Origin of the sequence: Pseudoalteromonas maricaloris (assembly GCF_024746855.1) — a bacterium.
GTDB classification, from domain to species: Bacteria; Pseudomonadota; Gammaproteobacteria; order Enterobacterales; family Alteromonadaceae; genus Pseudoalteromonas; species Pseudoalteromonas maricaloris.
Genome location: NZ_CP024625.1, coordinates 507,413 through 532,605, shown reverse-complemented (window position 1 = coordinate 532,605; position 25,193 = coordinate 507,413). Strand labels below are relative to the sequence as shown.

Annotated in this window: 3 protein-coding genes (1 of these 3 cut by a window edge); all 3 read right to left on the bottom strand. The window is 48.4% G+C overall.

The window, feature by feature from the left end:
* Tightly spaced (each overlapping or abutting the next), the 3 genes in view from CTT31_RS02125 to CTT31_RS02115 form a layout consistent with a single transcriptional unit that may run on beyond the window.
* Nucleotides 1-5,440, bottom strand: partial view of a non-ribosomal peptide synthetase gene (locus CTT31_RS02125; protein ID WP_260492393.1) — the 5' portion only. Its footprint begins 6,629 nt before the window's first position; 5,440 of the gene's 12,069 nt are visible here — the first part of the coding sequence; the start codon lies at nt 5,438-5,440; the stop codon falls past the left edge of the window.
* On the bottom strand, nt 5,440-15,267 hold the full coding sequence (locus CTT31_RS02120; RefSeq protein ID WP_260491865.1) for a non-ribosomal peptide synthetase: 9,828 nt from the start codon (nt 15,265-15,267) through the stop codon (nt 5,440-5,442). Before CTT31_RS02120 ends, CTT31_RS02125 begins: the two co-directional genes overlap by 1 nt.
* Nucleotides 15,267-25,193, bottom strand: a complete 9,927-nt coding sequence (locus CTT31_RS02115) for a non-ribosomal peptide synthetase/type I polyketide synthase (RefSeq protein ID WP_260491864.1) — start codon at nt 25,191-25,193, stop codon at nt 15,267-15,269. The genes CTT31_RS02120 and CTT31_RS02115 overlap by 1 nt, the downstream gene beginning before the upstream one ends.

Sequence of the window (25,193 nt, the reverse complement as noted above, 5' to 3'; positions counted from 1 at the left end):
TCGCTACGCTATGATTATCCACCGCAAAAACTCGTCGGTGCCAACCACATAAATTCGCTAACCCTTGGTGGGCTATCATCACGCCTTTAGGATTACCTGTTGTGCCTGAGGTATAAATAACATAGGCCAGCTGCTCCACTTTAACTTTTGGAAACTGCTGAGGTAGTGGTATTGTCGCAAGGCGCGCTTGCACGTTGGCGTCATCAACACAAATGACATGTGAGGAGCGATATTCAGCCTCAAGGTGATTATCATCTAACTCTGCTACCTCAAAGCGAGCGGCAAACTCACACTTTGTTAAAACCAGCGCAGCGCTGCTGTCTTTAGCGATGTAATTGACTCGCGCTTGAGGGTAATGAGGGTCAACAGGTACATAACATCCACCCGCTTTTAACACAGCCAACATCGCCACAATGAGATCTGCGCTACCCGTCATCGCAACAAGCACAGGTTGTTCAGGTTGTAACCCCTCACTTAATAACAGCGCCGCCAATGCCTTGGCTCTTTCATTAAGCTCACCATAACTCAAGGTTTGATTTGAGTTTGTGTCAATTACCGCAACTCGCTCGGCCTGCGCAGGCTCTGCCATATGTCGCTCAATTTGCTCAAGCACTGACTGCTCGAAATGTTCCGGCGCTGATTTGCCTGAAATCGCATGATTCTCTAGCGGCTGCTCCTTGCAAAGTTTTATATCCGCAAGCGGGCACTCAGGTTGCGCGAGTAATTGCACTATCACGGCATTAAAACACTCTGCAATGCTAGCCACAGTTTCTCTTTCAAATAGTCCACTGTTGTATAGCCAGTGCAGTCTCAACCCTTGCCCACTTTCTGTTGCACTGAGCTCGAGATCAAACTTGGCACGCGCGTTTTCCGACGCTAAAACTTCCGTGCTGAGCCCCACAAACTCTGGCGTTTGCTGTGGCTCGGGATTAAATGCAAAACTCAACTGGAAAACACTTTGGTGACTTAGCTCTCTGCTAACACCAAGGTGGTCAATGAGCTGCTCAAAGGGAAGTGATTGGTGTTGATGTACTTGTTCTATTTGCTCTTTTTGTATATCGAGTAGTTGGCTGAAACTCTGCTGCCAATCGACCTTCACGCGAATAGGCAAGGCATTGACGAAAAAGCCAATCAACTGCTCCACTTGTGGGTGATGCCGCCCTGAAAATGGCGCACCAATCACAATATCATCCACTTGGCTAAACTTAGCGAGCACCACCGCATATGCGCTATGCAACCAAATAAACGGGGTTATTCCCAAACGCTGACAATACTGTTGCAGCCGTTGCCATGTCTCTGCGCTTAGCTGCTCAGTAAATGCTTGCGCGCTATTGTTCACAACTTGCCCACGCGGCGTATCGAGCGGTAATTGATGTAGTGGCGGCGCATCGTCAAGGTGCGCAGACCAAAATGCCATGTCTGCACTTTGCTGCGCGCCTTGGCACTGTGCTCGATGCCAATGGGCATAATCCGCGTATTGCACCTCAGGTGGCGCAATCAAGTCATGGGCAAGTTCACAGCCTTGGGTGTAATGGGCATAAAACTGTGTGAGCTCTCGCATTAATACTTCAATAGACTGAGCATCACTAGCAATATGGTGCATATTGACGATAAGACGATGATAGCCTGATGAGAATCGAACCAGAGTTGCGCGGATCATTAGATCTTTACTAAGATCAAAACCCTGCGCTTGATCGTCCCGTACCGCGCGCTGCCAAACCACATTTTGCCACAGCGGTGATGGTGTGGAGACGTCAATGAGCGTAACAAAATGCTCAGGCAAAGCCACAAGGTGCTGTTTAGGCCCATCATTAGTATTGGTGATAGCCGAATGCAACACCTGATGCCGTGACAGCACCTTTTGCCAACTTTGCTCGAATGCGCTCAGATCAAGCTTTCCTGAAAACGCCAATAACGCTTGAATTTGATATTGCTGGCTGCCCTGCTGCATTTGATCTAATGTCCACAAACGCTGCTGAGCAAAAGACAACACTACGCCATTGGTTTTATCCACCACAGCAATAGTACTTAGCTGCGCGTCTTGCTTTTCAAGTGCAGCCGCTAAACCTTGTACTGTAGGGTGCGTAAAAATCGCTTGCAGCGGTAACTCAATGTGCAGCGTCTTGCGAATATGATTTGCCAGTTTTGCAGCAAGTAGCGAGTGCCCGCCGAGTCTAAAAAAGTCGTCATAGCGACCAACTGACTCGCGCTGCAGTATCTCGGAAAAATAGCTTTCAAGTTGGGTTTCAAGCTCGCCAACTGGTGCTTCATAAGTGTTTTCGTTAAAGCTTGTATCAAGTTGCTGCAGTAGTGCTTTTTTATCTACTTTGCCATTGCTGGTCAGTGGCATGGCTGCTACCGCTTGCACTTTGGCAGGCAACATATGGTCAGGTAAATTTTGTTTTAAAAACTGCTGCATGACTAAAGTGATGTCGTCGAACTCGACCTGTTTGTGTAACACCACAAAGGCGCAGATCCAGACATTTTCTGGGTCTTGCCGATTTAACAGCACAGTGACCTCAGCCACTTCGGGATGATGGCGCAACTGGTTTTCAATTTCACCTAATTCAATGCGATAACCCCGAACCTTTACTTGGTCGTCAATTCGGCCAACATAGCTCAACTCTCCGCTGGCCATTAAGCGCACGAGATCGCCTGAGCGATATAATCGCTGCTCGGACGCTTCACTAAGTGGGTTTTGAATAAAGCGGGTCGCGTTTAATTCGTCACGTTGCCAATACCCCCGACAAACCCCCTCGCCACCTACGTACAACTCGCCCACGGCACCTTGCGGCAAGAGCCTTTGCTTGTCATCAAGCACATAGCAGCTGGTGGTCGGAATAGCACGACCTATATTACTGATGCCAAGCGTCAGATCCGCAGGCTCCAGCGCCTTAAACGTAACATGTACCGTGGTTTCGGTAATGCCATACATATTGATTAACTGACAATTTGGTAAGTGCTGTGCCCAAGGTTGTAGCTTACTTGGCTGCAACGCTTCACCACCGAAAATGACGTACCGCACTGCACATTGGCTCGCCAGCTGACTGTCATTGAGTAGCGTGGCTTGTAGCGCGTAAAACGCACTTGGCGTTTGATTTAAGACCGTAACCTGGGCATCAACCAACAACTGAGCAAAAGCTTGTGTGTCTTGCGTAGTCGCTTTATCCACAACCACAAGATGACCACCAAAGAGTAACGCGCCATACATTTCCCACACAGAGAAATCAAAGCAGAAGGAATGAAACAAGGTCCAAACATCTTGCTCATTAAAATCGAATAAGTTGGGCTCTACATGAAGTAAGCGCACCACATGACGATGCTCAATTTGTACGCCTTTTGGTCGCCCAGTGGTGCCAGAGGTATAGATCATATACGCCAAGTCTTGCGGCTCAATCTGAATAGCATCAAGCTGCTTGAGGGCTTCGCGGCTAGCCTGATGTTCTGCCTGTGACACATTAATTAGCTGATATGAAAGTTGACTAAACAGTGCCTGGGTAGCGTTGTCACAAAGTAGCCATGGGCTTTGCACATCTCCCAAAATATACTCAATGCGTTCTTGCGGGTAGTCGGGATCTACTGGCACGTAGGCAGCACCCACTCTAAGCACTGCCAGCAAGGTCACTATCATCTCAACGCTGCGTGATACACTCACCACCAACATGGTCCGTGGCGTGACGCCTTTCTGTAACAGCATTACCGCCAGCGCATTGACTCGATCGTTAAGCTCACGATAATTCAGCATAGTCGTGCTATCTTGCACGGCAGTGCGTGTGGCAAAGCGCTCGACGTAGCGCGTAAATAAACTGGTGATGGTGTCTTGCTTAGGCCAAGTTGCCGCTTGGCATTGAGCGCCCGTTATTAATGCTTGTTGCTGTTTTTGACTCAGTAACGCAAGTTCACCAACGGCGGTATGAGGGGCTGTAACACAAGCTTGAAGCAGCGTATGGAAACAATCCGCCCAATGTTTGATGGTCTCTGCTGTGTAAAGGTTGCTATCAAACTTCCAATGTAAATAAAGTGCCTGCTCATCAACTACGGCATTGAGTTCTAAGTCGCATTTTACTGCTATGCTATCCGCCTGTTGTTTTTGCACTTCTTGAACCGATAATCCCGGAAGTGTAAAAGCGCGCTCATTACGGGTTTCCAGTGTAAATAATATTTGTACTAGCGGATGGTGGCTTAAATCTCGTGGAGCGCCAACCGCTTCAACCACTTTATCAAAAGGAATATCGCGGTATTCAAACGCCGCTAGGTTGAGGGCTTTTTGTTGCTGCAACCATTGGCTAAATGGCATATCACTTTCGAGCTTTGCATGCATCACTAAGGTATTAACAAACAAACCGATTAGTGGCGTTAATTCGGGGTGATGACGGCCAAGCTCTGGCGTTCCTACAACCACCTGCTGCAATTGCGTAAGCCTTGCGATAAACAACATAAAGGTATTGAGCAGCCACATAAAGGGTGTCAGCTGGAGCGACTTCGCTTGTGTCGAGATCGCCGCAAATAACGATGCATCAAGCGCTTGGCGATATACTTTCCCCGTTAACGACTGCACAGCAGGACGGACAAAATCACAAGGCAATGACTGCAACGGCGCTAGTTCGCTAAATTGCTGTTTTAGTTGCGCCAGTGGTGCCTCGATGCGCTCTGGCGTTAGCTGTGCTCGCTGCCACAGGCTAAAATCACTATATTGTACCTGCATCGCTGCAAGTGCTGTATAAGGTGCGCCTATGTGTTTGCAATAGCCAGCTTCTATCTCTTGTGCAAGTAGCGCCATTGACGCCCCATCAGAGACAATATGGTGCATATTAAAAGCAAGGTGATGCTCATCGCCATTACTTACCACCAGCACGCGAAGCAAACAATCATGAGCCAAATCAAAAGGCTTGTTTTGGTGAGCCTCAAGGTGTGAAGTAATATAGGCTTGCCTTGTTTCCTCAGGTGCTACACTGGCATCAAGCCACTCGAACGGCGCACCAATATCATCCGTTATTTGCAGCTGGGGTTGGCCATCTTGTTCATTTTTTACAAACCTAGCGCGCAGTATTTCGTGGCGCTGCAGCACATCTTGTACAGCGCTGCGCATTGCTTGAATATTAAGCTTGCCGCGTAACAAAAACTCGGCGGGCATATAATACTGCTTGCTACCTTGCAGTTGCTCAATAAACCACAGTCCTTCCTGCGCAAAGCTCAGCGGTAAGATTTTCCCCGAGCTTGGCTGCGCGACTATTTTCGGCGATGAGTTCGCCACATCACGGCTTTGTTGCTGAAAATAGGCAATGATCTCTGATTTATATTCAACCACCTGCTGTTTTAACTGTGGAGGAAACCCAGCGGTTTGCTTAAATGCCAAGCCACCGTTTTTTTCATACAAGGTCACACCAGCTGCTAATGCTTCTGCGATTAAAGCCTCTATCTGTCTTTGTTGTTCATTCATCACAAAAACATCTCCTCAGACTGACCGTTTTCGTCTGCCGCTTTGACTGCACGATGGATCTCACACCAAGTTGCAAGTGCGCTTACGCTTGGCCGCTCGAACAATATTTTTAAGGTGATGGGCACCTCAAGCGCCTGCTCAATTAAGGCAACCGCTTGGCTTGCTGATAAAGAGTGCCCCCCTAACTCAAAGAAGTTACTGTTAATATCTCGAACTTGAGTATTGAGCACTTGAGCAAAAATTTCTGCCAGCAGCGTTTGTAGCTCAGTCATAGGAGCTAAAGGTGCTGTAAGCGCTTGCGCCTGTTGCGATTGCACCAGTTGTGCAAGCGCTCCTGTGTCTACTTTGCCGTTATTGGTGAGCGGCATAGCAGCAAGTGCATACAGCTTGTAAGGCAACATGTAACTTGGTAGGACCTCTGCTAACGAGGCTAATATCTGAGTGTGTAGCGTCTGTTCAAGCTCACAGATGCCCCCACTGTGCGATGGTGTAGTTAGCACCACACAGCCCAGTAAGTTATCTTTACTATCGTTGAGTAACACATGTGCTTGTTGCACTGCATCTAGTTGCTCAAGCTGAGCCGCAATTTCTTCAAGCTCGATGCGATAGCCACGCAGTTTAACTTGGTTGTCTCGACGACCAATAAACTGAAGCGCACTAGGGCAGCCCTGTTCATCTAGCAGCCAGCGCACTTGATCGCCCGTCTGATAATAACGCTGCGAGTTATTCATCAATGTCAATGACACAAATTTACTGGCGCTGAGCTCAGGCAGCCCAAAATACGCCTGAGCCACATTATCGCCTGCAATGTATAGCTCACCGGGCATGCCCATCGGCACAAGCTGTTGATGCTGATCCAGTACCACCAAATGAATGCCTTGAATGGCGCTGCCGATTGGCACAAAGCGCTGCGATTGCTGTGCAAAGGAAACCGCATCTTGGCCGTTACAGCGATACACACAGCACCCGACCGTTGCTTCTGTTGGGCCATATTCGTTATAAAAATGAGCCTGTGGCATCAGTGCCCCAACTTGAGCAACCACGCTGCTAGATAAGGCTTCTCCCCCTACTACAATTTGGTGCGCAGCATTGCTCGGTTGTAATCGTGCCAGCACACCTCGCAAGTGGGCTGGTGTCAGCTTAAACAGCAGCGCCTCATCACGCGCTAAACACGCACTAAGCTCTGTGATTAATTGCTCGCCATCATTCAACAATACAACTCCAAGGCCATTAACCAGCGCGCCCCATAAGCTCGTTACTGTCGCATCAAACGCTAAAGGCGTGCTGACAACACTCTCGTGTATATCGCCTTGGAGATAACTGTGACTAACGTGCTCAAGATAAAGGTGTAGATTACGATGGCTGATCACCACACCTTTGGGTCGCCCTGTGGTGCCTGAGGTATAAATTATATAAGCTGGTGCATCAATATCACTTAATGGCGCTAGCGCCTCTACAGGCTTGTTCTGCCAATGCTGTGCGGTGTCCATTAGCACCAAACGGCAGCTGAGCTCTGCGCTGCTTGGAAGTAGTGCTGAGGTGGTGATAAGGCAAGTCGCTTTACTGTCACGCAATATATAGTGCTGACGCTGACTCGGTGCATTTGGGTCAAGCGGCACATACACGGCCCCAACTTTTAAGGTTGCCAAAAGTGCCACAACTTGCTCACAGCTTGGCGCTAAGTTTATTGCGACCTGCGACCTTGCCGTTACGCCTTGTTCAATCAAGTAACGCGCTAGCTTGTTACTTTGTGACTCCAATTCGCCAAAACTTAACCGCTTGCCAACCATATCTCGGACTGCATTATGGTGCGCGCGGTGCTGAGCAAAATGCCGTATTTTATCGCTGATAAACCAAGGCGATTGGGGCTGCGCTTGCGTGATAGCCGCTAACTCGCTGAGTGCTTTAGTCTCAACTAATGGTAAGGTATTCACGCTTTGCTCAGGGCTTGTGAGCGCAGCATCAATTAAGGTTTCAAAAGCATCACTCATCGCCTGTACGCTAGTGTGCTTAAACAAGGCTTTGGCATAATTCCACTGCACTGAGATCTCACTGCCGGATTCTTGTGCATTGACTTCTAAGTCGAACTTCATTGCAGGCTTAAGATCAAGCTGTTGCTCGATTTTAAGATGAGGTAACTTGAAGTCACTTTGTTCGTTATTTTGTAGTGCAAAGAGTATTTGTAACAAAGGCGAATGCGCTAAGCTGCGCGATGGATTAATGGCGTCAACAAGCTGCTCAAAGGGTAGATTCTGATGAGCAAAAGCCGATAAGATCACCTGTTTTTGTTCATTTAGCCAGTCGTTAAATGAAGGCGACCCCACTTTGCGAGCGCGAATAGCCAAGGTATTCACAAAGCAGCCCAGTAACCCCTCTAACTCTCTCACCTCACGTCCGGCAATAGGCGAGCCAATGACAATATCCTGCGTTTGACTAAGACGAAGCATCAACAGCGAAAAGGCACTTTGCAACCACATATACAAGGTCACCCCTTGTGCTTGGCAATGCGCTTTTATCGCCTCAACTTGCGACGTTGTAAGAGTATGACGAATGCATTCACCATCAAGGGACTGAACTTGTGGTCGCTCAAAGTCCAGCGGTAATTCATGAACAACAGGACACTGCTGTAACTGAGTTTGCCAATAAGAAAGATCTGCCTGATAGCTATCTTGCTGTTGCTGCTGCCAGTAGGCAAAGTCTGCATACTGCACCGCTAGCGGTTTAGCGTATTGCTCTGGCAACGGATACGCTGGCGCTTCACTAAAGTGCCGATAAAACGCCACAAATTCTTTGGCAAGCAGCGCCATCGACCAACCATCGCTGGCAATGTGATGCATGTTAAACAAGAGTCCAAATCGGTTGTGACTAAACTGTACACAGATAACGCGCAGCATAGTGTCTTGGCATAAATCAAAAGGCTTGCTGAGCGATTGTTGCTGCAATGTTTGCCAACGTTGCTGTTGCTCTGCGTTATTCAGTCCAGACAAATCTACTAATTCCACAGGACAGGCTATTTGATCACGAACCTGTTGCACTGCACCGTGCTCACCATTTGCAGGAACGATGACCGTACGGAGTACTTCATGACGTGCAATAATTGCGCTTAACGCTTGTGTTAAAGCGTCAATATCTAAGGCACCTTCACACCAATAGCTCGCTGGCATATGGTATTGCAGACTTTGCTCGTGTAACTGATCGATTAACCACAAACGCTGCTGAGCAAAAGACAGAGGTAACGCTTGGGCTCTTGATACCGGCTCAATGGTATTGCTGTGCGCAATCATCGAACTTGCGGTTATCACTTCAGCAAACGCTACAATACTTGGCGCATCAAAGAGTTGTGGCAAGGTGATATCTCGCCGCTGCTCACTGCGCACTCGGCTGATCACTTTTATGGCAAGCAGTGAATGCCCGCCTAAGTCAAAGAAACTGTCGTTAATACTCTGTACTGGGCTCGGCAGTAGCTCACGATATAACTCAAGTAAATAACGCTGTATGTCTGTGAGCTTAGATCCATCAATTACCTCGGCGACCTCTTGGCTTTTCGCCTGTGCCTGATAGGCAAGCTGTAATGCTTGCTTGTCTACTTTTCCGCTTGCAGTCAGTGGAAGATCAGCAACGATATCCAGTGCGGCAGGTAACATGTAACTGGGCAGCAACTGCGATAAAGCTTGGCGCAACTGCACAAGTGTGAGCTTAGCATCACCATTTAAAACCACATGAGCCACTAGGCTTTCTTGTGCTTCATCAACACTTACAGCGCAGCTTTTTACTTGCACCAACGCGTCGATTTGATGGGCGATTGCCACAAGAGAAATACGGTAGCCTCGCAGTTTTACTTGTTCGTCTAACCGCCCCAAATAACAAAGGTAGTCAGCCTCTCCGCGCGCGTTCGCCTGCCACTTTGCCTTGTCGCCACTGCGATACCAACGCAAGCTTGAAGTACCAGACGCAGGCACTGCTTGCTCAACAAAGCGTGTTTGCGTCACACTCGCGAGATTAATATAGCCTTCACACACCCCATCTCCCGCGAGCCAAAGCTCTCCGGGCATGTTAGGTAAAGCCAGTTCGCCAAACTCATCAACCACCGCAAGGGTCATATTACCGATAGCATGACCAATCGGCACTTCCTCATGGCCCGCTAACAAGTGGCGCGACTCACGGCTTACAGCATAGATACTACAGCCGACTGTTGCCTCTGTTGGGCCATATTCGTTTATCCACTGGGCGTTAGGGAGCTTATCCATCAGCTTCTCAACCAAAGCTGCGCTCAGCCCCTCACCGCCAACCACAAATCGGTGGGCAATATCACTGCGAGTTTGTGCGTCACTTAATGCAAATACCGCGCGTAGGTGCGCCGGTGTTAACTTGAATAACTTGGCTTCCTTGGCTGCAAAAATCTGCGCTTGTAAGGCAGGCAACAATTCGACGCCAATGGGGAGCAATTCAAGTTCACCGCCTCGCATTAAGATAGGCACTAAGGCGGTCACCGTCGCATCAAATGCCAGCGGTGTACTGAGCACTGCCTTGGTTATGCCTCCGGATTGGGGCAGGTAGCGCTGACACGCAAAGCGCAGATAATTATTGAGGTTGCCATGACTAATCGGCACCCCTTTTGGCTGCCCCGTTGAACCTGAGGTATAAATAACATAGGCAAGTTCGGCCTCGTTATATGCTGCTGCGTCTTCATCTAGCATCAAACTGGTATCGTAAAACGCAAAGTTCCCTTCGGCTTCGAACAAATCATCAAGCAACAAAAAGTCACTCCCGGCTTCAATCAAGCGCTCGGCATCTTCACTTAGCGCCAGCGTCAATACGATGTCTGCATCATTCATGATGTAGGCTAAGGTATCGGTTGGCGTGTCATGATGAATGGGCACATAGGTATGGCGCGCTTTTAATACTGCCAGCACCGCGGCCACCATGTAACTCGAAGACGGCAGTAAAATAGCAATGCGACTTTGCTCGGCAAATGCCATTTCTAATAAGCTATTAGCAAGTTGGTTCGCGCATTTTTCTAAGGTGAGATAACTACAAGTGAACTCTTCCATGCGCACCGCAGTCTGTAGTGGAGTCTGAAGAGCCGCCTGACTAAACTGAGTCACCCATGGCTGTTGCTCTGTCACTTCTACCGCAACACTTTGCTGCTGTTTTAATAGCGCTAACTGCTGCTCAGCGGGCCACAATGACAATGCCGACAACGGGGTATTTGGCTCTGCAAGACACTGCGATAACACATAACAAAACTGCTGATGGAAACTAACCACACTCGCTGCTTGCCACAAATTGCTGTCATAAAGCCATTCAACGGTGAGTACATCCCCCTCGTCTATCACTGCAACTTCCAAATCTAGTTTGGCACCGCGTACTTTACTTTGGCACGGCGTCACTTCTAATTGTTCTAGCGTAAGGTTTTCATTTACCTGGTTATTTACCCGAAACACGATTTGATGCAGCGGGTGCTGGGCGCTTGAGCGTTCAACGTCTAGCTCATCCACTAACACATCGAAGGGAATATGTTGATGTTGCAACGCATCGTTGAGTAAGCCTTGAGTTTGCTGTAGCGCCTGCGTGAAGCTGGTGTCTTCACTCCATTCGCTCCTAAGCACTAAGGTGTTGATAAAGTTACCAATCATACTCTCAAATGCTTTAAGGTGACGTCCTGATACCGGCGTACCAACAACCACATCGCGCTGTTGAGAAAAGCGGCTTAACCACAATGAAAATAGCGTTTGCAGTAACACAAATAAGGTTTGCCCTGAACGAGTTTGATACGCTCGAAGCGCACTAACCAGCGCTGCAGGTATAGGCTCAATCACTAAGGCGCCACGCAAAGAGGTTTTTGCTTCTCTGCTACAATCTAGCGGCAATTCATGAACCTTGGGCAGACCTTGTAATTGCATACGCCAATAGTCGAGCTCCTGTTGCCATAGCGACCCCTGTTCTAGCTGTTGTTGCCACATTACATAATCAACGTAATGCACCTCTTGTAGCGCTAAGGTTTCGCCGCTGAGCGCGGCTTTGTAAGCCTGTCCTAAAGCGTCACTCAAACACGCAATAGACCAACCATCGGCAGCGATATGATGTAAGGTGATCACAAGAGTAGCCTGCATCGCCTCTTGTTGATAAAGACTGGCGCGCAGCATTAAATCACGGCTTAAATCGAAGCTGGTTGCGTAATCTTCTGCGATAGCCTGCTCTAACGCATGTACTTGTTGCTCTGCGGATTTATCTGTCCAGTCGTGCTTAACCAGGGTAAATCGAGCATCAAGGTTAATGCTTTGGAGCGGTTCTCCTTGCTCATTTTGATGGTAATTAAACGCCAAGACTGGATGTTGCTTAATCACAGCAATAAAGGCTTGCTCTAAGTCTTCAGTATTCAGCTTGCCTTGCAATTGGAATATGCCCTGTAGGTTATACTGGTTGCTGTGCCCTTGCAGTTGGTCAACAAACCACAAGCGCCGCTGTGCAAATGACAAAGGATAACTAGGCTGTGATGGCGCAGGTTGTAGACTTGGTAATGAAGATTGAGACTGAGAGTTAGCCAGCATCTCGCTTAGTTCAAATACGCTAGGATTGGCAAACAGCTGCTTTAAGCTCACTTCCACCGAGAGCTGGGCTCTTAGTTCATTGAGTAATTGCATGGCCAATAAAGAGTGACCACCGATGCTGAAAAAGCTATCGTGCAGCCCCACTTCTGGTGCGCCCGTTAAGGTTTGATAGAGTGTGATTAACTGTCGCTGTAACGCACTTGTCACCTCACTACTTTGGCTTTGAGAAGTTAATGCCAAAGACTGTAATTGTTGGCGATCTATCTTGCCATTACTCAGGGTGGGTAAGTGCTGGCAAAGCTCTATCCAGCTTGGGATCATCGGCTCAGGCAAGCGACGCTTCAAGCCTTGGCGGATCACCTCGCGCAGATTAGTTGCCGCGCATAGGCTGCCATCAACACTTACCACAAAAGCAACCAAAGCATCTTGCTTGCCGAGCTTACGCACCACGACTGCTGCCTGCGATACCTCATCAAGCGCTAACAGTGCAGCTTCTATTTCATTAAGGTCAACGCGGTAACCGCGAATTTTCGCTTGTTTGTCAATCCGACCAAGAAATTCAAGCTCACCGCTCGCATTCAGCCTAACGCTATCACCACTGCGGTAAAAACGCGTACGTTGACCGCTATTTTGCAAGACGCTTAGAAACTGAGCAGCGGTCTCTGAAGGCGCATTTATATACCCTTTGGCGAGGCTCGGCCCGCCAATATAGAGCTCTCCGGGCATGCCTGCGGGTGTTGGCTTCCCCTGTTTGTTGAGTACGCAGGTAGTAACATGTGCCAACGGCGTACCGATCGGATAACTGTGGCCGGTTAGCCTGCTGCCTGTCACTTCATGACAAACCACTCCAACACAAGCCTCCGTCGGACCATAATGGTTGAAAATACGCGCCCTTGGTGTCAGCGCACGAATGCTATCAACAAGCTGCTCACCCAATGCTTCTCCACCTAACACCCACTGCGAAATAGCGGGCTTTTGCTCAGCAAACTGAGGCAAAAGCACCGCGGCAAAAGAAGGGGTTAATTTTATCAAGTTAACTTGCTCAGCCACTAACTTGGCTGCGATTTCGGCAGGTTCTGGCGCTTGGTTTGCAAGGGTGAGTACCACAGTGCCGCCATGAGTAAGCACCGGATAGACAGCCGTTAAGCATAAGTCCGTGGCAAGTCCTGTGACCACGCCCGCTCGCGTATCTCGGTTGTAACTCAATCTCGCCGCGATGCTGCTGCAATAGTGGCTCAGCGCGCCATAGCTGATCTCAACCCCTTTGGGCACACCAGTAGAACCAGAAGTAAACAACACATACGCACTATCATCAAAACTTGGTAAATAAGTTTGCTGCGGCGCTCCTTTGTTTTGGCTCAGCTCACTATATGTAAGCACTCTGATGTCAGCTTCTCGTAGCGCTTGGAAAAGTGGCGTTTCGACACTTACCACCACCGTATTACACTCAGCTTGCGCTAGCATTTGTAGCGCTCTGGCCGCAGGCATGTTGCCATCAATAGGTAAATACGCACGGCCACTTTGCATTACGCCAAGCATAGTGACAATGTCACTCATATCGCCCGTTGTTATCAGCGCAATAATTGACGTAGCTGCGTGTAAGTTGTTGGCAATTTGCAAGCTTTGGGCATACAGCTGCTGATAAGTCAGGGTGCGTGATCCTTCAACATTGGTGCTAGGCACCACCACGGCAATCGCCTCGCCTTGGGTTTGCGCGATCTCTCTGATTGCTTGCGGCACCGGCATCGGCTGGCTAATGCTGTGATTGATATCCGCCGCCGTTGTCGGTACGTTCGTTGATTTGAGCACCAAGTCGTCAATTGGCAGCGCCTCTTTAGCACAGTAGCACTGGACGAGTGCCAAATAATCATCGGCAAATTGCTGAATAAGCGCACGGTCATAAAGCCCTGTTGTGTAAACAAAGTCACACACAAGGTATTCATCTGTATCATCAACAGATAGCGTTAAGTCAAATTTCGCAGTGCCATTATCTAGGGCAATTAACTCGGCTTCTAATTGGTTATTTACCGACACTTTACTACTTGCTACACCATTGTAGTTAAATAACACTTGAAACAAGGCGGAATGCGCGGCGGATTTGGGTAGCTCTAGCGCTTCAATGATGTCTTCCACGGCAGCGTTTTGATTACTAAGCCCTTGCAATACTTTGTATTGCAGCGCCTTAATCGCCTCACTCATGGAGTGATGGCCGTTTATCTGCATACGCAGTGGCAAGGTATTAATAAAGCAGCCAAGCATAGCTTCAAACTCGCTTTGCTGACGATTTGCAACCGGCACCCCTAAGGTAATATCGGCTTGCTCACTGTAGCGATAAAGCAAGATGTAAAACACGCCCAGCAAGGCGGTAAAATGTGTTACGCCGTCGCTGTGGCAAGTTTTATCTAGTCGTTGTATTTGTTCTGCGTTAAACGAACAACGAACCGTGTCACCTTGGTACTGCTTTTCTTTTTTTCTTGGATAGCTGGTGGGCAATTCAAACGGTGTAAATGCCTCTAACTGCTCAGTCCAATAAGCCAATTGTTGTTGATAGTCTGGGGATTGTCTTAATTGTTGCTCCCAGTGCACATAATCAACATACTGTAAATCGGGAAGCTCAACACACGCCTCCGATAGCTCATACAGCAGGGCGTTGATAAACACAATCACGCTCCAGCCGTCACTAATAATATGATGCATGTTAACGAGTAACCAGCGGCAAGCGGTGTGAGAGTTGCTTACTAAAGCCGTCACTTGCAGCAGCGACTCGTTGGCAAGATCAAACTGATACCGCACAGCCTGTTTAATCGACTCTGGTAGCTGATTGGGTAGCGCTTCTTCATCCACGGTCATCACGGCAATTTTCATCGCCTCAACAGGTTCAATTTGCTGCACGACCTTCCCTTGCACCGTGATAAATCGTGCTCTCAAAATATCGTACTTAGCTATTAAGCGGTTCAATGCTTGTTCAATGTCCGTGACTAAAAATGGCTGCGATAATTTAACTAGCCCAGCCATGTTGTATGCAGCAGTGCCACCTTCATATTTATCAATAAACCACATTCTTTGCTGTGCTGCCGAGAGCGCAGCAGATTGCTTCTGTTGCCCCTGAAGGTAGGTGATAAGCGCAGCTTTGTGCGCCTTTATCTTATCCAGAATACCCTCAGGCACCTGCCCAAGCGGTGTTCTAAGTTTTAATTTATCCTGCTGTAAATAAACATAAATCTGTTGACGGTCAAGCTCATCTAACCACTGTTTCATTGCAAAGTTTTCCATCATTACAAGTCCACCTCCGTCATAGATTTATCACTTAGCGCAGCACTCAAATCTCGGTCGCTCACGATATCACTGACTTTCTCTACCTTTGGAGTTTGGGTCTCCACCGAAATAGCATCATGAGCTTGTTTTAGCGCTTCTATACACTCGGCAAGCTCTGCAATACAGGCATGTTCAAAGATGTCGCCAATGGTCAATTTAATATTGAAAGCTTGGTTGAGTCTCGATACCAACTGCATACCAATCACCGAATTGCCGCCGCTATCCACAAAACGTGCTGTGACGCCCAACTGCTCAACAGGGAGAAGCGCTATATAATGTTGATGCAGCTGCTTTTCTGTTTCAGTGCGAGGAGCCAACGTGCATATTTCTGATACTTGCTCGGCAGCAGGCATTGGTAGTGCTTTTCGGTCGCGCTTACCATTTGGTGTCATCGGCCATTGACTTAACCAAACAAAATGCTCAGGTACCATGTAACTTGGTAACCATTCACCGAGCGCTTGGCGCAGCCGAGGCGAAGACCACTCGGTTGATAGCTCACCATCATCAATCATATAACCACACAGACATGGGCCAGTTTCTAGTGTTTGTACGCAAACATCGACTTCACTAGTATTGAGTATCCGCCCCAAATGATGGCTAATATCGCCAAGCTCTATACGATGACCATGGAGTTTAATTTGATTATCTAAGCGTCCTTTTACTTCAAAGCGGCCATCAGCTAAATGCCTCGCTTTGTCTCCCGTCTTGTATAAGCGGCGGCTAATGGAAGCTGTAAATTGATGATTGATAAAACGCTGCTCGGTCAGCTCCGCTTGATGTAAATAACCCATAGCAACACCACTGCCACCAATGTATAACTCACCCCATACGCCATCGGGTAAAGGCAACCCTTCACCATGACACTCGGTTGGGAGCACAAATAAGCTGGTATTTTGTATCGCTTTACCAATGGTTACCTCTGCGGCATTGTCGATATGTGCCACCGCCGACCAAATCGTGGTTTCGGTTGGCCCGTATAAGTTATAAACAGCTTTGCTGTGACTAAGTAACTGCGTGGCCAGTGCCTGAGGTAAAGGCTCACCGCCACTCCATACTTTTATGCCAGAAGTGCATGCTGGCGCCGCATTTAACACTAATTGCCATAGCGTTGGCGTTGCCTGCATCACCGTGATCTGCTGCTGTTCAATAAGCGCGCCAAGCACAGCAGGATCGCTAATACTTTCATCACTTGCCAGCACCACAGACGCACCAACTAGTAACGGCCCAAACAACTCTAGCAAGGCAATATCAAACGCTACCGTGGTAATGGCCAATAAGCGGTCATCTGTCACCAGCCCCGGCTCACGACACATAGACGCAAGCAAATTAGCAAATGCCCCGTGATTGACTTCAACGCCTTTGGGTAACCCCGTGGAACCAGAGGTATAAATCACGTATGTACGCTGCTGAGCTTGAATTAGTAAGCTTGGGCTGCGAGTCGAACTTTTGGCAATGTCTTCGGCATCACTATCCATACAGACTCGTTTGAAACGACCGTGATTGAATAACGCAGACTCTGCACTGCTGGCATCACACAGCACAACACTCACTTTGGCATCCTCTAAGATATGCGCGATGCGCTCATCGGGGAACGTTAAATCAAGCGGTAAAAATGCCGCTCCAGCTTTCATCACCGCCATGAGTGCTACCAACAGCTCCGCCCGGCGTGGTAATGCCACCGCCACGATACTATTGGGCGTTACCTGCTGCTTCATCAAGTAGTGAGCGAGCTGGTTAACACGCGCATCTAGCGCCTCATAACTGAGACTCACATCATCCGTTACCAGTGCCGTACGTGCACTGCAACGCGACACATTGTGCTGCCAAGTTTCAACAAAACTCGTCGCGACCTTAACCGATTTCTCTTGCTGTAGCGGTAACTCAACCAATCGATACACATCATCACTACTTTGTATCAACTCATTTTGAGCCCCTATCGGTGTGTTGCCTTGAACCTGCGACAGCAAATGGACAAACTTAGCCACGTACTGGGTCATTAATTCAGTATCAAATTTCGCAGTGTGATATTCCACTAACAGTGACCACTGTCCCGCAACACAGGTCATATTTGTCGTCAGTTCAAATTGGCCAAATTTAGCGACACTTGGCTGCATTTCAACTTCTAGTCCGTTAAAGCTCGGCAAAGTAGTAACTTTATCTAGATTAAACAGAGTACTAGGTAGAATTAGCTGTTCATCGGCAAGGCTTGCATACGGGTGGGTTTGGTGATCAAAAGCATCAAGTAAGGTATTTTGCACCCGCTGTACCAGCTCACCGATAGTACTAAGGCCTGCCATATCCACCACAATGGGTAAGATATTGGTGCAATAGCCCAGTAACGCTTGGTCGAGCAACTCAGGCTCAAACTGCGATGCCAGTCGTTGCCTATCTGATACCGGCACACCGACACTTATCACCGTCTGACCACTTAACTTGTGTAACCACAAGCAATAAAGTGCAAGCATGGTTGCAAATTGCCCACAGCGTAAAAGCTGAGCAAGGGTCTCAGTGTTTCGGATTGCACTCGATGAAATGGGTAATGTGAGCTGATTAACTTGATATGAAGCCACGCTCACCGTCGTTGATTTTGGCAGCGCAAGTGGTGTCGAACTCGCTAAGCACTGATGCCAAAAAGCTTGGTTTTTTGCAGCTTCTGGTGAATGCGAATATGCCTGCAAGCTATCAACGTAGTGACTAAAGGAGACAACTCGGCTTGCCACCTCATTTTGTTTTACATCTTGATTGTAGCGCTCAGCGATTGCTGCCAGCACCATTTGTAGTGAAAGCCCATCGCAGATCACATGATGGGCCACAACACTTAGATAGTGCTGCGCTTTGCCATCACTCAACAGCGTCACTCTACAAAGTGAGTCTTTTGCAAAGTCAAACGGTTGATAACGCAGTGCGGATAGTCGCGCGTGTAATGCTGCTTGGTCTTCTTCGTTCAATGGCTCAACATGCAACTCGGCTTGTTCCACTCGGCAATATTGCATTAAGCGGTCACTATCGACACCAAAACGCAAGATTGGGAAGTCGCGGCAGACCGCGCTAACGGCTTGCTTCAGCCGCACTAAATCGAGCTTACCTGAGAGCTTTAATATCGCTTGTAATTGATATGCACTCGCCCCTTCGCTAGAGGTCAACGCCATCGCTAATAGCTGCTGCTGGCTATGACTAAGTGGAAATGCAGCATCGTCATCACTTGGGCTCACTTCACCAAAATAACCCGCACGTTTTAAGCTAAGTACACTAGCTTCAACTGCGTTTATCACCGCTGCAATGTCTTCATCTGTATGGGCGGCGCTGAAAAAGCAGTTTCGTCCTTCCCAGATAAATACACCGCGCTCTAGCATTTCATAAAAGAACACATCAAGATTTTGCGAAAAGCGAAAACGGAATAATGATGCAAACGCTTCTATTCGAATGGGTACGTCATGGGTTTCAAAAAACGCATTGAGATGTGCTTTAAATGCCGCGGTTTTGTCGTTGATCCCTTGTTGTAACGCTGGACCTTGCGACTTAATAGCTTGCAACACCGCTTTGGCGCTCGCCATGGTCATTGGATGTTTGCAGAAAGTCCCGGCAAAGAAGGTAGTATCGGTCAAAGGGTAGGAATCATCTCCGTATTGCCAATTTCCTCCGTCAATGGCATCGAGATAGGTAGCGGCCCCCGCGACCACACCGATAGGCATACCACCACCGACGATTTTGCCGTAGGTTGCCATATCGGCCTTAACGCCGAGTAATCCTTGAACGCCACCTGGATGCGCTCTAAAGCCAGTGATCATTTCGTCAAAAATAAGGGCAATACCATGTGCTTCAGTGAGCGTACGTAGTTTACGTAAAAACGCCCAAGGCTGATTTTCAGGATGACGGCTTTGCACCGGCTCAACAATCACCGCGGCAATATGTTGTGCCTCTCGGGTAATAACCTCTAGTGCTTCATCATCACCATAAGGTAAAACAAGATTATCGGCGATTGCGCCATAACGCACTCCAGCGCACATTGCCTCTACGCCTTGCTCTGGCGACTCAGTTGCTAAAGTACCATCATAGTGACCATGGTACGCACCTGAGAACTGAACAATTTTATCGCGCTTGGTCACCGTTCTTGCCAAGCGTAGCGCCGTCATGACCGCCTCTGTACCAGAGTTACAAAACGATGCTCGCTCAAGCCCCGTCAGCTCACAGATAAGTGCCGCGACCTCGGGCGCATCAGGACTTGCAAGCCCCAGTTGCATACCCGCCTCAAGCTGTTGTGCCAGCGCAGCTTTGATAAAGCCAGGGTTGTGACCAAATAAGTTAGTACCAAAGTCCATGGTGATATCAATATAGCGATTATCATCGATATCCCAGATATATGCGCCCTCACAGCGCTTAGAGAACACCGGATAAAGTAGCTCTTTGCTCGACAGTCTAAAACCTGCCGATGCTCGGCAATCCGCAAGGCGTGCACGATATTCGCTCACTAGCGCTTTTGAACTGTGCGTTTTCGCAATGTAAGAGTCACTCAATGCAGCAAGATGTTGACGCATGGCTGGGCTGCTATTGGCACGCTGCACTTGTTTTTGCTGTGCGCCTGGTAATACAGATTGAGCTCTGCTTGGCTGGGGTTTTGATACCAAGGTTGCTGTCGAGGTGACAGCACTGCTTTCAACTTTCACGCCCTGTATATGGCGTAACTGCTGCCCCACCACAGCTTCTAACGCGGCTCTCGCTTCAGCGTTAGTCACTGTGCTTGCCGCCTGCAATTGCGCCTGATAGACAGCGATAAGCGTGTGGTTGTCAGCCTCTACTGCACTCCCTTTTGGCGTATCAGTCGTTATCGATAGAGGTGATGGCAAACTGCCAGCTTGCTGAGGACCTTGTGACGCTTTGAGATAGTCGCTATGGCTTTGAATATAGGCCACTAACTTATCGACATCGCTGAGCTCTTGATAAAATTGACGAACACTAAACTCTAAACCGAATTCCCGCTCATATACTCTAACGGCCTGCATGATCATCAACGAATCAACCCCCATTTCTAGCAAAGGGAGGTTGGTTTGGATAGCATCAGCGGGCATCGACAAGAGTCCCGCTAGGGTATTGAGCACAAAGCTGTGAATTTGTGCATCACGGTCACTCGCTTCGACCACTGCCTGTGCTTCGGGCTGTGATTGTTCAGTACCAAAAATCCAGTATGAGCTGCAATCAAATGGATATTGCGGCAAGCTCGCTCTAGCGCTCGGACGATTGCCATACACCTGTTGCCATTCGAGCGCCCCGCCTAAGTCGAGGTATGTGCCCAAACACTCGGCGAACCTCTTGCTGTCATCGCCTTTGGGGTGCAATACATGAGCATAATTGAGCGCTTTGTTATTGCTGTTTTCTTGTAGTAAGCCACTCAAAATAGGTTTGGGACCAAGCTCAATCGCGAAGCCATGCTCTAGTGACTCAAGCGCAGTTACACAGTCAACAAAGCGAACCGGTGCCATAATTTGCTCAACCCAATACTCAGCTGTTGCAATGCGTGCGGTCTCTACTTGCCCCGTCATGGACGAAACAAAAGGCAGCCGAGGCTGTTGAAATCTAACCTGTTCAGCGACTTTCCTAAAGGCGTCTAGCATGGGGTTCATCAGTGGAGAGTGGAAAGCGTTTGCCGTATGCAGAGATTTTACTTTAATTTGCTGTGCTGCAAGCATGTCACTGAGGGCAGTGATTGCTTCATCAGCACCGGAGAATACCACCCCTACCTCACCATGGAAGGCTGAGATAACCACTTGCCCCTGAATCTCGCTCAAGCAATTGCGTGCGACTCTTTCATCACATCTTGCGGCGATCATGCTGCCTTTTATCGGTAATTCATGCATTAGCTGACCACGCGCCGCTATCAACTCAACGCCATCACGAAGCGAGAACACACCCGCAATACAAGCCGCTGCATACTCACCAACGCTATGACTGAGCAGCTGAGATGGTTTTACCCCGTAATGCATCAATAAGTTTGCCACACTGTATTCAACGGCAAACAAGCTCACTTGCGTCCAACGGGTTTGTGCCAGTAGTTCACTATGCTTTTCATCGAATAACACATCCAACAGGCGTGCTCCGAAGCGCTCGCCAATCAGGCTGTCAATTTCATCTAAGTGACTGCGAAACACTGCGTGGTGTTGGTATAAAGAGTGAGCCATCAAGGGGTATTGCGAACCTTGTCCGGTGAACAAAAACGCAACTTCTGGAGCAGCATTTGCCGAAGATTGTTCAACAATAATGGGACTAATCAGTTGCGAAATCAGTGCTTCTCTACTCACACCACTAAACGTTTTATGCACACCTTTAAGCGGCACTTGCTCGGCATTTTGTGCGCAGAAGTCATCAAATGCTTGAGGAGTCAAACTCGAAAATCGTTCACTATAGTGACCAGCAAGTTTCTGCAATGCAGCTTTCGATTTAGCAGCGAGAGGCAATAGATAAAACGAAGGCGGTGTTACTTCAGCTTGCGTGTCGGGTTTAGGCGCAGGCGCTTGTGCGCAGATCACATGCGCATTAGTACCACCAAAACCAAAAGAGCTTAATCCAGCGGCTCTTATTCCCCCATGTTCTGCAGGCCATGTCTGCATGCTTTGCGGCACCATAAACGGGAGCTTTTGCCATGGAATATGTGGATTTAACACCTCACTATAACGCTGCGCAGGAATTTGCCCATGCTGTAAACACAGTAGCGTTTTGATAAGCCCTGCAATACCCGCACCGGACTCAAGGTGACCAATATTCGCTTTTACCGCACCGAGAATAACCGGATCATGGCGACTGTGGTGTTCTCCATACGTGCGGTTTAATGCTGTGATTTCGATAGGATCGCCAAGCTCCGTACCCGTGCCATGGGTTTCCACATAGTGAATATCTCCCGCCAGCATCTTGGCATTACCAAGGGCGGCATTGATCACAGCCTGTTGCGCGGCACTATTCGGCGCGGTAATGCCATTGCTGCGGCCGTCTTGATTAATTGCACTGCCTTTGAGTACACCAACAATCGGGTCGTTGTCTGCCATGGCTTGCTGTAGAGGCTTTAGCATCACCACCCCAACTCCTTCACTTCGCACATAGCCATCCGCTGCCTGTGAAAAGGTTTTGCAATGGCCGTCTGCTGCCAACATTTGTGCGTTTTCACAGGCCTTAGTCACATCATCGCTCAGAATAAGATTAACGCCCGCCACCAACGCCGCGTTCGTTTCTCCATTTCTTAGTGCTTGAATTGCATGATGAAGTGCCACCAGCGATGACGAGCACGCCGTATCAATCGCCACACTCGGGCCGGTAAAATTAAAGCTATAAGAAATACGGTTTGCTGCAATGCTCAGCGCGGTGCCCGTGCCTAAATACGCGGTACTTTTTTGCTGTTGTTGCGACAATAAAAAGTAGTCATTTTGCGATATACCAACATACACGCCAATATCGCTACCAGCGAGCGTGGCGGGTTGGTAGCCAGCGTGCTGTATGGCGTGATAAGCCGTTTGAAGCAATAATCTATGCTGTGGGTCGATATGCTTAGCTTCGAGTGGCGAGATACCGAATAATGCAGCGTCAAACTCATCGACATTCTCTAAATAGCCACCGAGTCGGTCAGCTTCAAGGTTAGGGCAAAGCTGCTGACGCTTAGGATCTGGCGTAGTGATCCCATCGCCCTGCTGGCATAACAGCTGCCAAAATGCATTGAGTCCATTTGCTGAAGGATAACGACAGGCCATGCCAATCACTGCAATATCTGTATCCGCAATATCTTCAGTTCGGCGAGAGGCTTGCGTCTTATTCGCTTGCTCAGTGGCGCCTTTCGACTCGTTAAGCTCTGTCTGCCCTACAGCTTGAGTAAGCGTACTAAACTGACTTAAATACAGGGCTAGTTCGCGAATTGAGGGATATTCGTAAAGTACCGTAGGCTCAAGATCTAGCTCGTGTACTTCCATTAATTCCCCTGAGATCCGTACCGCTTTCATCGAATCCACACCTAATGCCAAGAATGGCGCGTCGATATCCAAACTACGCGCGGGCTTATCTATTTCTTGTGCGACTAAATCTTGTAATAACCGCTGAATTTGCTGTAGTGACGACGAGGACGATGGCGCCTCAGCTTGTTGTGGCGTAGCTTCTTCACGGGCGCGCGCAATGACTTCAAAGTTATCGGCTAAATAACTGCGCTTATTCTCTTGGCGCTGAATTTTACCGCTCGATGTTTTATGAATGCGACCGGGTTTTATCAATACGATGTCATAAGGCGTAATGCCGTGGTGCTCAACGATCGCAGCGGTGATCTGCTGTAATACCTGCTCAGCATTTAACTTTCTTAGTGCAGTACGCTTTACTTGTTGCACGATAACCAAACGCTCTTCATCGCCATTGGAAGCTACCGAAAACGCCGCACCGCCATTTTGCTCTAAGCTATCGCTTGCTTCTGTAACCGTAAGTTCTATATCTTGCGGGTAGTAGTTTTTACCGCGGAAGATAAGCACGTCTTTGGCGCGTCCTGTAACGAACAATTCCCCACGCTGGATAAAGCCTAAATCACCAGTACGGAGATAAGCCCGCTCGTCAGCACCTTTAATTCTGGCATGAAACGTAGCCTCGGTTGCCGCTTGGTTATTCCAATACCCCTTTGCTACACTTGGGCCTGTTACCCAAATTTCTCCGGTTTCACCATCATTGCAGGCTTCAAAAGACTCAGGGTTAACAATCGCAATGCAATGCTCGCCCCAACTCACGCCAGAAGATACGGCGTAATAAGGCTGCTGTTCATCAGCCACATCTAACGCATAAAACGCATCTACTGTATCTTCATCTGCGACTCGTTCGGCTTTACCCTGTTGTAGCTTGGTCGCATCAATACGTAATATCCTTGGCTTTTCTAGAAGACGTCCACCAGTTGCAAATAAGGTGGTTTCTGCCATGCCGTAACAAGGTGCGATACTCTCTCTTTGTAAGCCACACACTTTAAACTTTTGATAAAAACGCTCTAATGTGCTGGCACGCACTGGTTCTGCGCCATTTAATGCCGAGCGCCAATGGGACAAATCTAAGTCTTTAAGATCTTCATCTTTGACGGTGTCCACACACAGGTCATAGGCAAAGTTTGGCGCACTTGACGTTAATGCTTTGGTTTGTGAAAGCAGTTTTAGCCAACGTAGTGGTTTTTGCAGGAAATAAGCCGGATTCATCAGTGCCGCTGTCGCACCGATGTAGATTGGGTGCATAATGCCAAAAATCAGTCCCATATCATGGAAATGAGGCAACCAACTTACAATCGAAGAGTTGCTATCGTGACCAAACGCTTCTTTCATTAACGCCTGATTATCAAGAATATTGTCGTGGGTTACCATTACGCCTTTAGGTGTGCCCGTCGAGCCTGAGGTATATTGCAAAAATGCCAGTTGCTCACCAAGGAGTTGTGCACGAGGCCACTGTTGAGTGGTCGATTTAAGTGCAATGTTATCGGTAGTAAATAGTGCTAACTGCGCTAGACTTGGCTCAGAATCAAGCAATGGCTTGGCGATTTCATTGATCTTTTCACTGGTAAGCGCACCTCTGGCACCTGCGTCTTCGATGATGGCACGCAGACGATCAACATTTTGATTCTTTTTAGGGGGATAAACCGGTACCGCAATTATCCCTGCGTATAAACAAGCAAAAAAAGCTTCAATAAATTCAAATCCAGAGTTGTACAGTAATAATGCTCTGTCACCCGGTTCAAAATATTCACTCAATGTCTCAGCAATAGAGGCTGCACGCTCATGCAGTTCTTGGTAGGTAATGGTTTTACTTGGTAATGCCTCATCGTAAAAATACTGATAGGCAATATCTTGAGATCGAGTACGCGCTAAACCCGCGAGTATAGTAACAATATTTGTATTCAT

What these genes read in the sequence shown, in the direction of transcription:
- CTT31_RS02120 (WP_260491865.1), bottom strand. Translation starts at nt 15,267, where the DNA reads ATGATGGAAAACTTTGCAATGAAACAGTGGTTAGATGAGCTTGACCGT.
- CTT31_RS02115 (WP_260491864.1), bottom strand. Translation starts at nt 25,193, where the DNA reads ATGAATACAAATATTGTTACTATACTCGCGGGTTTAGCGCGTACTCGA.